Below are 15,932 nucleotides of genomic sequence, written 5' to 3'. Positions count from 1 at the left end.
TAGTTAATTAAAGGAGAGAGATTGAGATTATGAAAAATGATTTACAATTATTTTCATTTGTATTAGATGAAAATTCGATAGATGATGTTAAGCTTTTTGCTTTTAAGCTTCCTAAAGAAGTTAATGATGTAATTTACAAAATGCAAGAAGGAAAAGAGAAAAATGAATCAAGTTCATATAGGACAATATATAAAATAGCAGCTACTTTATTTGATAAGGTCATTTATAGTAACAATAGTTATAAGGATATCATGGGGGATGAGTACAGGTGGGTATATACTTTAGAAAAGTTTGATTTGGAAATTATAAAAGTAAAAATTATAGATTGGCTTAATAAAGAAATATCATTAAGAAGTGATATACCTATTGAAATTAATTTTAAAGAAGAATGGGAATATGAGACGTTAAGTATAAAAGAAATAGTAAGGAATAAAATGAAGAGGCGATATACTATAATTCCTAATTATTATATATACAAATTAAGTCAAAATGAATATGACTTTGAATATTTAGAAAAAACATTAAAATTTCATAGAGTTATTGGAGAAGTAAACGCTGAAATGATGACTCTGCCTGTTAAGTTAGAAAAAAGAAAATATAATCCATTTTCATATTGTATAAAAATGAATATGAAAGATCCAATTGATCTACCTTATACTGTATTGAATGTAAGTTTATCAGTTAGAATATGGGAAGATAGAAATGTTATAGATGATAAAAAATCATATTTAAGGGGAGATGAATCCACATCAGTATATATTTATAAGGAGAATCCATATTATTTAGGCAAAGATGTCATATTTAATAAAATCAGCATTGAAAGGAATAATGCTAACTACTTTAAATTTAAGAATACTTGTGATGAACAATATTGTGATATTTTAGATATTGATGTGTTTAATATATTAAAAGATACAAAAAGTTATCAAGCTGGAAATGAAGAGATTATTGCATTAGTAGGGAAAAAATATACAGCTGGTATGTTAACTCAGTATGGTGCTGGTATTCCAGAGAGAAATGAAATGCTAAAACTTTTAAATAAGAGTCTTTCAAATTTTAACTTGAGAGAACCAATAACTTCTTTGCGAAGAACGCGCAAAGATGGAAATAGAAAAGAGAAAGATTTAACTAGAGATGAGCTTGCAATATATGGTTTTGATAAATATATAGGAGATAAACTGCATAAAAGTTTGCCTAAAGAGTGTTATAAACTGCAATTTGAAAACAAAGATGTAAGAATTATTGTAGCTACAATGGACGAAAACTTGAGAGAGAAGTTAACAGTAGCTATAAGAACATTATTAAGATTAAATAATAAAATTAAAGATAATACTTATTCAAATGAAGACAAATTAAAAGTTGAATTCAAATATATTAGCAACGATTTTGCAATTCATCTAAGAGAAAATAAAAGTGAAGTTAAAAAAGAAAGAATTAATAAAATTCAAGAAATATTTGAAAAAGAAGATCCTAATAAATTAAAAGGAATTATTGTTGATATTGAACCTTATCATAATATGGAATGTTATGAGGACTTAGATCCAAAAGATATTGTTAGAAATGCCTTGAGAAGATGTGGAGTAATCAGCCAGTTTATAAATTATTTAGATGAAGGCGATGTTAAAAAAGATTCAGATAGCAAAGATAAAGAGGAAAGGAAAGCTACTGATATAAATACTATATTAAGCACAGTTAAAGATTTAATTTCAGCATTAGGATTTCATGAAAGTAATCTTTATGATGAAAATCTAAAAAGCAGTGATATCCTTATAGGAATAGATAAAGTCAGTACTTGTAACAATGATAATAGGCTTGCAATAAGTAAAATAGATAATGGAGTAACTTATTACAAGATGTACCCAGATAAAATGTGGACAGAAAGTACAAAGTTTATATTCAATTTAAATAATAAATCAATACAAAATAGTAAAATAAATTTATTCAATAATAATAAAATAGGCTTTGAAAACTGGATAAAGGATAATATTGCAGAAGTCTTAGAAAAAAGAAGGAAAGTTTATTGCTTTGTAAATTCTGTGCTTAGAGAAAAAATATGGTCTTATGTTACTAATGGCAATTTAAATAAATTTGATGAATTAGATATCCCTAATAAAGAAAATTTAAGAATAATAAGAATGAATTGTACTGATGAAGTTCCGGATTACTTTATATATGATGATGATAAAAATATTAATAAACGGACTGGGATTTTTAAAGGTGAAAACAAAACTTACTATTTAGTAGGTCAAAAACCTGATGGCGATCAAAAATCAAATTTTTTGACAAAATGCGGAAGTCCTAATAAATCTATAAAAAGACAAACTTTATATGAAGTTAACATTCAAGGAGCAGAGTCTGAAGAAGAAAGAGATTCAATAGCTAAGCTTACTCAGAAATTAAGAAATATGAATATCACTTATAATAAAGAATCATCTGCTCCGCTTTCTTTATATTGTATATCAAGAATAGGAGAATATATTAAAGCAGAATTGGATGAAAAATAATAGTTTTTCATTGTTTTGCTTTAACCTTTAACAACTTATCATAATGGTTTTAAGCTTTGAGTAATTATGATTTATATACATAATTATTTAAAGCTTAATTTATTTTATGAATGCCTGAAAATAATTGATGACTATTTTTACGCACTTAAATATAAAAAGTATGTTAAAATATACAATAAAATGCAATTAAGTGAAGTTATAGTTCATTAGACTATGATATTCTAAAGTAGGTTTAAAAACAAAATTTTTATAAAAATATTAAGTTATTTTCAAACAATTTTAGGAGGGGGTTAAATGATAATTGCTAGCAATATTACTAATAGCGTTCCAACTGCTGTTTGGATTGCGGCTCTAATTAAAACATATGAAAATTTTGAGTTAGGAGGAAAAAAAGAATATTGGTTAAATCAAAGAGATATTCAAGATATTGCAAGGTTATTATGTCCTAAAAATATAGATAATGCGAGAATAAGTCAATGGTGTAATGGTGATCATCCTAATAACACTTATAATTATTTAAAGGCAAAAGGAGCACTTAGAAGACTAACCAAAGTTAATGAATTCTCAAAACAAAAAGAACAACCAAAGGAATTACCAATAGATGCAGTTATTTTTGAAAACAGGGATATTAAGCTTATAGATATTATTGAATGGTATAAAAAAACATATTGTAATATTGAATTTGAAGAGATTAATATTACATATAAAGTAAATAATCAAAGTAATGTAACAATAAATAATGTTTTCGAAGAGAAAGTCGGACATAGCTTTGTCAAAGATGAAGAAAGACAAAATGAGTCAAAGAAAGAAATATTTATTCCTGAGTTATATGAATCAGATAATATAAGCGAAAGAGCTGTTTCAATGATTAAAACTGCTTGGGATATATTTTCTAAAAAAGTTGGAAATGGTTTGATATTAATAAATAAAGAAGCATCAATGCAGCTTCAATATGCATATATTCTTAAACACATGATCCCGTTAATAATATTTAAAGATGATGAAGAAATAGAACTTGAGCTTGAAACGACAGTAAGTGATGGGATAAGTAATAGAGAAGTCGACATTATGGTTATTGTAAATAATGGTGAAGAGATTTTTAAAATAGCCATAGAGTTAAAATGTTATAGAACAAAAGCAGCATCTGGAGGAAATCGAGGAGCTACAGATATCTTTATGAAAGATGTATACCAAGATCTTCATTTGTTAGAGCGCTATTGTGAAAATAAACAAGCAGACATAGGAATAGGCTTAGTTATGAATGACTATAAAAATTTTGTTTATCCAAAGAACAAAGATGCAAAATGTTGGGATTATGATATATCTCAAGGAGCTAAAGTAGGTAATGTCCATTTAACAACTCCTATTGGCGGAAAGCCAATAGATATAGTGCTAAATAAAAAGTATGAATTTAAATGGAATGAAGTAGGAGAGTTTTCGTTTTTGTTACTGATGGGAGTATAGTTTATAAATACTTAATGGAAATATCTATAAATAATAAAAGTTACATTTATAAGTGCCAATGAATTGTACTAGAAAGTGAGGAAAATATGAATAATAACAACGAAGTAACAGTCAAAGTTTGCAGTTTTATTGACTTTTTTACAAATGAAGCTATTTACCCTGTGGCTATTGATACTTATCAACGGCCATATGTATGGAATATCAATAAAGTTCAGGAATTAATAAATGACTTAACTGAATATTTAAGTGAGCGTAAAGGTTTATCTTATTATATGGGGAATGTTTTATTGCATCAAGATAATGCAAAGGGAAAATTATATATAATTGATGGACAGCAGCGACTAACAACCTTAAGTATTCTGTATTTTGTGCTTTATGGAAAATTATTAGATGGAGATAAAATGGCAATGGAATATTATTCGCCATTATCTGCACAAAATATAAAAAATGCTCAATTGCTTTTTGAAAATAAGAAGGATGAATTTAAAGCTCATGCTGACGAATTATTTTCAAAAATAAGCATTACTTTTATTACGACCTTTAATAATGATATTGCATTTACTTTCTTTGATACACAAAATAACCGTGGTGTGAAATTATACTCAACAGATTTATTAAAATCATATCATTTAAGAGCTATAGGTAATGCTGATAATATCAAAATCCAAATAGATTGTGCGAGTAGATGGGAAAAAATACAAAATTATAAAACATTATTTGGACAGAAAAAAGATTTTGTAGCTGAACTATTTAATCAGTTTCTTTGGAGAGCAAGAGTTTGGCGTGGCCAGCATGTTATAAATAGAGAGACAGATGAAGACATATTAGTAGAATTTCAGAAAAGAACTTTACAGAGTGAAAGTCCTGACACCATACCATTATATCCAAATCAAAATAATACCTTTGGCCAAAAACTTATTATTAGGATGAATAATGGATATGCAATACAGCCAGTAAATATAGAGAATACGAATAATAGTGCTGATCTACCTTTTACTTTGAGACAGCCCATAAATGAAGGTCTAGGATTTTTCCTTTTCGCCAAAAAATATGCTGATCTAATATCTTATCTAATTATTAAAAAGGATATAGAAGATATTGAAATTAATGCCTTTAGGAATTTTTATAATCAGGTATGGTCAAATATTTCAATTTATTTAAAGGAGTTGTTTATTTTAGCTGTAGTAATGTATTACGACAAATTTGAGAGTACTAAGCTGCTGGAATTTACACTTTGGCTTGATCATGTATTGGGAGCAATACGTATTGAAAAACAATATGTTTTTAGGGAAGCACCTTTAAAATTTCTTAAAGGACCTGACAATAATTTGCTTGATATAATAAGTCAAGCCTTCCGCCCGGAAGAAGTTATTTTATATTTAAAAGAGCATAAGGGTATAAATGAAAAATATGAGAATGAGGAAATTGAAAGAAGCAAGGGCGTTCAAGGAATTTATAAAGACAATATATTAAATTATTATGGCAAGTCAGAATTTTTTCATAAAGCTTCATGGATAACTGATGCTTTTGTTAATGAAAAGAGGGATAGTATATGGAAATAAAATCAAGATTAATTTCGATAAAAGAAGTTGTAGAAAGTCAGTTTTTTTTCAATATTCCTATTTACCAGAGATTATATGTTTGGGAGGAAGAGCAAATTAAAACCTTGCTTGAAGATATTGAAACGGCATTTTCAGATGGAAAAGAACTATTCTATCTAGGAGGTGTACTGGTTGTTGAAAATGAATTGCTTAAAGATGGAAAAGTATATGATCTGATTGATGGGCAACAAAGATTCACTACATTATGGATGATTGCCATAGTATTTGGTGGAGCAATGAAACCCTTTATTGAGAGAATAGAAAAAGAAAAAAACAGACATCGTGTTAGATTTGCTATTAGAGAAGATATATACATTTTCTTTAAGGAGTATATTAGTGGAAATATTAATGGTGTAGCTACTTCTAATATAGTAAATGCACTTTCATTAATACGTAAATATAAGGAGCAATTTGATAGAGAGAAGCCTCAAAAGTCGTTGGAAATAGCAAAATTTATTTATAATAAAATCAAATTAATCTTTACTGAAATTCCTAAGGAGACGGATTTAAATAAATTATTTGAAATAATCAATAATAGAGGTGTTCAGCTTCAACATCATGAAATTTTAAAAGCACAATTGTTAAATAAAATACCTTCAGAGGACATGCTAAAATACAGCTATATATGGGATGCTTGTTCCTATATGGAAAGTTATGTTGAAAAAAACATTAGAGATATAGCAAAAATTAAAATTCAAGATATGTTTGATAATGATAATGCTAAATTAGGTAGTGAAAAGCTTTCTGATCCTAAAGAAGTATTCAAATTTATTCAGGGAATACAAGAGGAAAGTTTTAAACCACTAAGTCTCTCATATATTCTAAATTCTAATGAAAATTATAATTTGGAAAGAAATTTAGAGGTAGAAGAATATGAAGCAGATGAAGTTAGAAGTATTATTACATTTCCAATGCTGCTTCAACATACATTGAGAATTTTTTTGGTAAAGAAAAATGAGAAAGATATACCTAAAATACTTGATAAGGAATTATTGCAAATCTTTTCTACTAGCTTTTTTACACCAAATAGAAAAGATGATGAAATTAAAGAATTTATTGAGCTTCTTTGGAAAGTAAGGTACTTATTTGACAAGCATATTATCAAATGGGTTCGTCAGGAAGATAGTGAAACTCACTTAATTTGTAAACTGGAAAAATATAATAATTATCTAAGAAGACGACGACCTACTTCAAATGAAGGAGAAGCACTTCTACAAAGTATGCTTTATCATTCACAACAAATTACTACTCATTATTGGCTTACACCATATTTGAATTATCTATTAAATCATAATGGTCAAAATGGATATGAATATTTAAAAAATCTTGATAATTATTTACTTTGTTCCATAGAACAGGAATCTTTATCTGAAAGGACAAGAAAATTTTTAGAGGATGAAGACTATAAACCAGAATTAAGCACAGCTATATTAAATGAGCCAGTAGGAACAGCGTTTCCACATTATTGGTTTTATAAGCTTGAATATATTCTTTGGGAAAAGCTATCACAGAAAAGAGATGATGATAGATGGAAGAATTTTAAAATGACTGCGAAAAACTCCGTTGAACATATATCACCTCAAACTCAAAGGGATACAGATACGAATACAGTTTCTAAGGATATGCTCAATAATTTCGGTAATTTAGCTTTAGTTTCTAGAAGTATTAATTCAGAATACAGTAATTTACCTTTTAATGAAAAGAAACAACGATTTGAAAATAATAATCGTGTTAAACTTGATTCTTTAAAAATGGATTTGATATATAAAAATGATGTATGGAATGATGAAAAAGCAAAAGAACATCAAAGTGAAATGATTAAGATGTTTAATGAGTATTTAGAAATTGATGATGACATTTAAGAAATAATAATTAGGAAGATTGTTAATGTTAGCTTCAAAATAATTAATAATAGTAGTAGTAGTTTTTTATAAATATAAAAAAGAGGGTAAGGTGGAAAGTATGTCAGTAGAAAAGTTTATTAAAGAAAATGTTAAATCCTTAGGTGATAAGGTATTTGTTGCTCCAGAAATACCAGAAAAGAAAATTAATGGTGCAATTGCTGGAATAGCACAAGGAGTTAATCCAGAATATGTTTTAGCCGTTGTAGATACAACTATATTTGGTAGTGCTAAAGAAGGCTGTTTGTTTACTGGAGAACATGTATATATACATGCATTAGGTTTTGATGCTGTTAAAATTCAGTTAAGTACTATTTCAAAAGCGGAATATGTATGCACAGAAATAAAAAAGGATAATGGAAAATTTGATCAGAAAAAGGATGTTATTATTTATTTTAAAGATGGTGGAAATAAAAATATTACTGGGGATATTTCAATGATTTCACTTGAAAATTTTGCAAAATTAATTAATGGAATTGTTGAACAAGCACAAGATGAAAGTGATTTTGTTAGTACTTCTCAAACTTGTCCTTTGTCAATGATGGATGTGGGAATTAAGAAGGCTTACATAAAATTAGTTTGTAATTTTACTTTTTCGGATGATAATCAAATTGATGCAGAGGAATATGCAGAAATTATATCATTAATCGTAAGAATAGAAATGGCAACGGAAGATCGTTTAGAAATAAGAGGATATATGGCTGACTATGAAAAAATTGAAAATAACGAAGATCTATTAATTTACTTAGATAAAAATGTAGATGAAGGAAGCTTAGATGTTGTAAAAAAATCTTTATTAAAAGATATAATTTATATTTTTAGAAAGAAAGATAAAGAACAAAACTGGAAGGAAAATGAATTTATTGTTAAGTTACATAAGGATTTAAATATTGACGAAGAACAAGTAGAGTATATTGTAGCAGCAATAATAAATGATGAAGAAATATTGTCACAAAGAAAGAATGATACTGAAATTACTAAATCTATGAAAGATCTAGCATCTAAAGCTACAGCGGTTGGTGTGCCGCTTGCAGCAATTTATTTATCAGGATCAGTAATGGGTGTTAGTGCGGCAGGTATTACATCAGGGTTAGCATCCCTTGGAATGGGTGGAGTACTTGGATTTTCAAGTATGTTTACTGGAATAGGGGTAGCTGTTTTACTTGGAGTTGGAACTTATAAAGGAGTAAAGAAAATTACAGGATTAAGTGATTTAGAAAATAATAAGCAAAGAGAATTAATGTTACAAGCAATTATTAGAAACTCACAAAGATCATTAAATTATTTAATAGAAGACGTTAATGAGATTACTAGACAATTAAGAAATGAAATTGAAAAAGGCTTACAATCAGAAGTTAAAATTAGAAAAATTTCTGCAATGATAAGCATGTTAACAAAAGGTGCACAAGTAACTTCTGACAGAATTCAATATGCTGAAACTGAAAAGATTATAACTAAATTACCTAAACAATTAGATATTACACGTGTAAATGAATTAACAGATGGTGCAACAAAGGAAAAAATACGTGAACTTATTTTCGCTTGCTATAAGACAAAGAAAACTACTAATGAAGATGGAACTACAGAAGAAAATATGGTACTAGATGATAAAATGCCATGCGATAAATTACAAGAATTGCATGATGCTTTTGAAGGTATTGGTTATTTCAATGTTGCAGATGCAGCTATGGCATCTGTAAAAGGCGCAGCAAAGAGTCTTATGAAAAATATATTGGGGTAATGCTGGAGGAAATATGACAGTAAATATTAATAACCAAATGATGGATGACGCAGGGAAAGCTCTCCTTGCGCAAAAAAATCAAATGGAGAGTGTAGAAAAACAATTAGTAAAAGCGTCGGAGGCTATTTCAAATTTAGGAAAGTTAAATGATGATAATTTATCGGATCTTGATAGCCTGCTATTACAAGCAGAACAGCTTTGCGCAGCTAATGGAATAGATACATCTGAGATTTCTCAAACAGAAATTAAAATGGGAGAAAAATTAGTTGAATTAACTGATGAAGAAAAGGCGAATATTAGAGTTCCAGTTTTTGATGAATTAAGTACCATTGCAAATGACAATTCAACAAGTTGGGATGAGTATCTTACAAATATTGATAAATTTGCACTTGAAAATAATATAGACTTAAAGGTTGATCCATTTGAAAAATTATTATCACAAGCTGAAAAAGCAGAAATTGCTAAGAGTATACGCTCTGATTATACTATGAAAAAAGCTAATTGTGACAAATATGATTATATGATTGCAGCGTTTTGTGGAGTTGTTGCTGGATTAATTGACAGCTTTTTTGTTGGTATGCCAGATCATAGCAAACTAGGGAAGTGGACTAATGACCAGACAGATAAGTTTGTTGTGAAGATTGCTAAGATGAAAGGATGGCAGCTTACAGAAGGAAGCGGGAATAATATTGCAAATGCTATTCATTGGTTAGAAGAAAAATATAAAGTCAGCTATGACCAGGCAACTGGTAAAGCAGCAAATGATTTACTAGGAATGAGTTTAGCAAATCATCATATTAAATCACTAGGACATGCACCTGATTTAGTAGGTTTGATTTTTGCAATTGTAGATCAATTTACATCAACTTCACATTTTTTAGATAATGGAAGATTGATAACATTCAATACAAAAACTTCTACGTTAGAAGGAAACACTTTTGTAGGAAAATTATTTTGTGGTTTTTCTAATTGGCTTGGTCATTTGATTTCAGATGTTGCAGGAAGTTCAACTGGACGAAGAAATAATCTAGATGGATATGGAAGCGGAATACCTATGCCATTATTTGAATTATTTCAATTGTGCAATAAAGGTTCATTTAAGGTTTATCAAGGTAATAATAAAAGTAATAATCCCACAGAAATATCTTTGGCAGATTTATCAGTAAAGATATTTGAAAACCATTATGATGCAAGATTTGGTATAGCACAGACAATACCAGTAGCTATTAATGAAATATCAATTAGGTTATTATGGGCTATAAAAAGCAGATTTTATTCTAATAAGAGTTGGGGTGAATGCATTCCGATTGGAAGTCATCCAGATTTACGAAGAATGTTGCTTACAGGGCATGGGGTATTGTGTTTAGTAGATGGAATAGATGCAATAGCTCGATCAAAAGGACAAATTTTATTATTTGCACTACACCTTAATTTTGTAGCATGGAAAAGATTGGCTTTTTCGGGACTTTTGGAAATTAGAGCATTGTATAAAGAAAATGCTCTAGATATTACAGCATTAGATCATGACTTAAGAAACGAGTGGACTAGATTATATGGAAATATTTAAATATGGTGATGGCGCTTTTATTTATTCAGTACAATGGAAAGGAATTGCTAATCTTAAGCAATTCCTTTTTTGCACTTTAAATCTAAGATTAAAGTTGAAGATAATTGTAAAGAAGTTTATTCATTAAAATTCAAATCTAATGTAGTAGAGTGAAATTTTAGTTCACTTTAGTATGATATTCTATTTTTAAGAAATAAATTATTAAATCAAGTGATAAAAATATGGATATTTTGTCTAATTTATATTAAATAGAAAAATATTATATAATAAAGTAAATAATTACTGTATAATATGAAACATGACACGAAAAGTATAATTCTAAATAATTAAGGATGGTGTGGATGCAAAATGGAAGGAACAAATTCATTAAGTATGAATCCAGAAATATATCTAGGTGAGTTAAACAGGAGAATAAATAAGATATATTTAGATTCTTTAGCATTTGGAAATGATAAACTTCAAGAAGAAATACGGAATTTATTAAAGAAAACAATAATTTCAGAAGTATTTAATGAAAAATATATTATTGCTATAGCAGGTTTACAGGGAGTGGGTAAATCTACAATAATGAAAATATTATATGATTTACCAGATGATATAATTCCTGAAACAAGAAGCATTGGAGAAAGAATACCGGTAGTTGTTACTGAATGGGAGGAAAATTATTACGGATTTAAGGCGAAAATAATTAATATTAATAATAAAAAAATTGAAATAAAAGATAAAATAATAGATAATGCTGTGGAGTTTTTCGAGATTTCTAGGAATCCATCTATGGAATATATTATTTTAGAGTTGATGGTTCCTCGCAAATTTTTTAAAACTACAAACACATCGTTTGTTTTATTACCTGGTATAAATCAGAAAAATGATTCATGGAATGAACTTGCAAAGTATGTTCTATATTCTGCGGCTAATAGTATTTTAGTATTTAATGAACAAAGATTTAATGATCCTAATAATACTAGCCTTATTCAAAGTATTAAAAGTGATTTTAATAGTGCAAAACCAATAGTGGCATTAACTTTTGGAGATCAAAGTGCTGATGGCAATGTAAGTTTGAAAGAACAATTTATAAAGCAATTTAATGTACCTTCAGTAGAATCAGATAGAATTATTAGAACAAGTACAAGAGAAAATGATATCTCTAGATGGTGTAATGAAATGATTGCTGCACTTGGGAAATACTCTGATATAGAAAAAGAATTTAGATTAAAACAAATAGAGGTATTAGATCAATTGTTATTAAAAGATCTTAGTAGCATTCTAAACAATATGGAAAAAAAGAATTGCAGTTATGATTTGCTTGAAGATTCTGGATCAAAAGATTCAGTCAGAAGAATAATGAATAAAGTAAATAAAAGAAAAGACTCAATAAAGAAATATTATCATAAAGAAATAGAAAAACAAATAGAGAATATTGCATTTGAAGCTTCAAATAATATGAAGGATTATATAAAAGATGAAAGTATATTATATAAGCTTAAAAAGCAAATATTTTCAGAATCAATAGAGGATATTGATCAATTTAATAATAATATAATGAGCAGTTGGAAGAGAGCAGAAAATAATAAATTAAATACGCTAAGCTATAGAGCAATCGAACAAACTATGTATAATGAATATCCGGAAATAAAGCAAATTAATGGGTATGGAATAAAGCAGCTAGATCAAGAGGAAATTGCAGTTACAACGGTTGAAGGGGGTTCTAATAGAAAGCTAGCTAGAAATAAAGAAAAAATTGAACGTTCAATAATGGATATAATGCAATTATTTAAAGTTAGAAATGGTGAACTATCAGGTGAAATACTTGAATCAGTTGATTATATCCCGCTACTTGCATTGCATGTCATGTTGGTTATAGATAGTAATTTTAATAATTTAAATGACACGGTATATTCTAATTTGGCATATAAAAATAAATCTGAAGTAGTAGATACACTTGGAGAATCTGCTAAGCAGCAATTAAATATTTTAAATGGAGTAGCAGCAATTTTAGGTATTGATGCGACTGATGGAACTGGTAATATAGTACAAGATATATTAGCGAGTTTAGGAATTCAAATTAGTGCATCTGCATCGGTTGCAATTACAGGATTTTTGGGAGCTAGTCTAGTAGGAATTAATTTGGTTTCAAAATTAAATAAAGCAGATATTAAAACTTGGGGGTACTCACGAGCAATTATTGGTTCTATAAAAGAAGAAGTATACAATGACATGAGAGAAAAATTTGATGATCTTGTAGATAAGATATTTAATAAAATCGAAGCTGAACTTGAAAAAGGATTTGGATTAAATGAAAGAGAGTCCAGATATTTTATTTGTCAAAAAGATATAAGCGAAACAAGAAGTTTTGGTCTAGAACTTAGGGAGCAAATTAATGGATATAGATGTTATTTGGGATAAGCTATATGAAAGAAAGTTAAATTGGGCATATAAGGGTAGAGAAGATTTTTATAAAACAATTAAAGATAAAGACATAATGGAGGTATATAAAAATTCTGATCAGGAAATAAATGTTTGCGTTTATGGTAGATCTCAAGTTGGAAAGACAACTTTAATTCTTAAGTTAATAGGGATTAAAGAAGAGTACATTCAGAAAGTAGGAGATATATTAAGGGGTGGAAGACCAAAGGGAAATTCTGCTACAATTGTTGCAACAATTTATAGTATGTCAAATGATAATTATTTTTATTACCAGGAGACTGGTGGAAATGTATTAAGGTATACGGAAGAGGAAATTATAAAACAATTAGCTGAACTTAGAGAAAAAGCATATATAGGAGTGGCAGCATTAGATAGAGTTAAGATAAGCATACCTAAAAAATTTTTTGAAGAGAAAATTGAAGAAAGAAATATCAATATAATAGATTTGCCTGGAATTGAAAGTGCGGATGAAAGAGAATATAATCATGTAGCTAAAATAGTTAAGAAATTTGTGCCCATTTCTAATATGATAATTTTAATAGAAAGAGCAGATCAAGTAGCGTATCTTGGAAAGTTAAAACTGCCAGGAATTGATTATTGGTATGAAGAAATGGAACGATTTAAGCTAGTGTTAACTCGCTCTGTTTCTAATAGGTCAACTCAAAAAGAGTTAAGAGAAATAATTGATATTGATAAAGAGAAATATGTAAGACTATTTGAGTCAGATATTTGTAAAGATGCAAATATGATAGAATTAAAAAATAATATAGTATTTCCATTAGAATACGGTGAATCATGGGATGAATTAAAAAAAAGTGATAAGGATCTAACTACTAAAATAATTCCTATCCTAGATGAATTATATGACCAACTATTGCAAGATATAGTAGAATCTCAAAATCCATATAATCAATTCATAATGAGTATGAAAATGCATAATAGAATTAATAAAGTTATACAAAGAAAAATAGATGTTTTTACTGATGAAATAAATTTACTTGAAAATGATATGGTAGAAAAACATGAGATACTTGGGAAGAGAAGAGCTGTTTTGAATCAATGTAACTGCATTTTACAGGAGAAAGAAGAACAGTTAGATAAATTAAAAGAAATAGAAGCAATAGAAAAAATAAAATTTGATTCAATAGAATATAGCTTTACTAAGTATGCTAGCTCGCTAAAAGGTTACGTTGAAGAAGAAATCTCAATAATTGTAGAAAAGGCTAATAATTTAATTAAAGAACTAGATAATGAAAATATAATAATAAAAAATCAAACAAATTCAATTGCTTATAAAGAGGCAGCATGTTATTTAAAAAGATTAGATGATTATATTATAGATATTTATTTTATTGATTCTAATTTTTATGAAGATAAAAATCAGGCTGAAAAAACTGTAAGTAAAATAAAAGAAAAGGTATCTGAATATTTAGAAGATCAAATAAAAAATTATGTGGCAAAAGAAAAAAAAGAAATTCTAAAACAAATTACGAATATGCAATCAAAGAAAAGAGTAATTGATAAAGTATGCATAGACAGTACTAAAGAAATAGAAGTTAATGAAAAAGAGATATGCAAAAAGAAAAAGGATCTTGATATATTTAAAATAAAGTCAGAAGAAGATAGAAAAACGACTGAGAATTTTACTAAAAGTATTTATAGTAGTTATCATGATGAAATGAATGCTATTTCAAGAAATATAAATGATAATAAAACTCCAGTTGAGATTAAAATACTGAATTTATTTTATATGTATCTAATTTCAGATGAACTAAGTAAACTGGAGGGATTATTAGGGTGAATAATAATGATAAATTATTAGTAGGAGACGAAGCTAAAAATAGTATAAAAGAACTATTTAATAAGCTTGTATTAAATGATATTAGAGAATTAAGCACAGCAAATAATAATGAGCTTACTAGGAAGATTGATAGTATTAAAAAGGATGTTACTTTAGAACTTAATGTTCCTATGATAAATATAAATAGAAATGTTGAGGAATTAAAAGAAGAGAGTTCAAACATCAAAAAAACAATAGAAAATTGTAGCGATGATGCACTTGATGAAGTTGAAAAAATTATAGGTGAAAATGGTAATAATACAAAAGAGCTTATTAAGAATAATAAGGATTTTCTATTAAATGAGATAAGTATATTATCAAAAGAGGTAGCAAAACAAAACATATTCTCAAAGGATAGTATTCTTAATAAAATCAATGAAATTAAGGAACAACTTGATTCAAATGCTGATGAATTACATAATCATAATAATGAGGCATTGATAAAAGTTGCTGATTGCAAAAAGACAATAGAAGAAAGATTAATATTATTGGAGAAGGAACTATTAACAAATAAAGAATCTATGGAAAAAGAATTTGATGATTTTAAGGAAGTTATATTACCAAGAATTACTGAAATAGAAAGTACTTTTCTAAGTAAAAATGATGAGCTAATTAAATTTTATGAAGATAAATATTTAAAGGAACGAGAAGTAAGTGTAAAAAGGGAGAAAAAAGTAACATTATTATTTATTATAGTTATTGTACTACTCGTAGTTTGCACTGGAATGATCATGGTTATGAAATAGAAATCAATATATTAATAATATTATTTAGTTACGAATTGATTAAGCAATTGAGCGCAATTTAAAAACTAATAATTATTATAAAGTTAAAGGCGCTGTGGTAAGAAACCTTATTTTAGTCCCTTAAAGAGATAGTATTCAAAC

At 27.7% G+C, this 15,932-nt stretch carries 9 protein-coding genes; all 9 read left to right on the top strand.

Features of this window, described 5'->3' with window-relative positions; genetic code table 11:
- Nucleotides 1-29 precede the first annotated feature (29 nt).
- On the top strand, nt 30-2,504 hold the full coding sequence (locus tag CLOBL_RS10210) for a DUF3962 domain-containing protein (RefSeq protein WP_077858933.1): 2,475 nt from the start codon (nt 30-32) through the stop codon (nt 2,502-2,504).
- Between the two features lie 294 nt (nt 2,505-2,798).
- On the top strand, nt 2,799-3,968 hold the full coding sequence (locus CLOBL_RS10205; RefSeq protein WP_077858932.1) for a hypothetical protein: 1,170 nt from the start codon (nt 2,799-2,801) through the stop codon (nt 3,966-3,968).
- An 86-nt stretch (nt 3,969-4,054) separates the two neighbouring features.
- A complete protein-coding gene (locus CLOBL_RS10200) occupies nt 4,055-5,530 on the top strand; it encodes a DUF262 domain-containing protein (protein ID WP_077858931.1) in 1,476 nt (491 codons plus the stop codon).
- Nucleotides 5,521-7,431 carry a DUF262 domain-containing protein gene (locus tag CLOBL_RS10195; protein WP_077858930.1) on the top strand — a complete coding sequence of 637 codons (1,911 nt, stop codon included), beginning with the start codon at nt 5,521-5,523 and terminating at the stop codon, nt 7,429-7,431. The genes CLOBL_RS10200 and CLOBL_RS10195 overlap by 10 nt, the downstream gene beginning before the upstream one ends.
- A 100-nt stretch (nt 7,432-7,531) precedes the next feature.
- Nucleotides 7,532-9,211 carry a hypothetical protein gene (locus CLOBL_RS10190; RefSeq protein ID WP_077858929.1) on the top strand — a complete coding sequence of 560 codons (1,680 nt, stop codon included), beginning with the start codon at nt 7,532-7,534 and terminating at the stop codon, nt 9,209-9,211.
- A gap of 13 nt (nt 9,212-9,224) precedes the next feature.
- Entirely contained in the window at nt 9,225-10,778 is a 1,554-nt protein-coding gene (locus CLOBL_RS10185; protein WP_077858928.1) for a hypothetical protein, read from the top strand.
- Nucleotides 10,779-11,126: 348 nt separating this feature from the next.
- On the top strand, nt 11,127-13,184 hold the full coding sequence (locus CLOBL_RS10180) for a hypothetical protein (protein WP_077858927.1): 2,058 nt from the start codon (nt 11,127-11,129) through the stop codon (nt 13,182-13,184).
- Complete coding sequence (locus CLOBL_RS10175; protein ID WP_077858926.1) at nt 13,159-15,006, top strand: hypothetical protein; 1,848 nt, start codon at nt 13,159-13,161, stop codon at nt 15,004-15,006. Before CLOBL_RS10180 ends, CLOBL_RS10175 begins: the two co-directional genes overlap by 26 nt.
- Nucleotides 15,003-15,791, top strand: coding sequence for a hypothetical protein (locus CLOBL_RS10170; protein ID WP_077858925.1), 789 nt, complete (start codon nt 15,003-15,005; stop codon nt 15,789-15,791). Before CLOBL_RS10175 ends, CLOBL_RS10170 begins: the two co-directional genes overlap by 4 nt.
- Nucleotides 15,792-15,932 lie beyond the last annotated feature (141 nt).

Origin of the sequence: Clostridium sp. BL-8 (assembly GCF_002006495.1) — a bacterium.
Taxonomy (GTDB): Bacteria; Bacillota; Clostridia; order Clostridiales; family Clostridiaceae; genus Clostridium.
The sequence above is the reverse complement of the archived record's forward strand: the minus strand, read 5'-3'. Positions and strand labels throughout refer to the sequence as shown.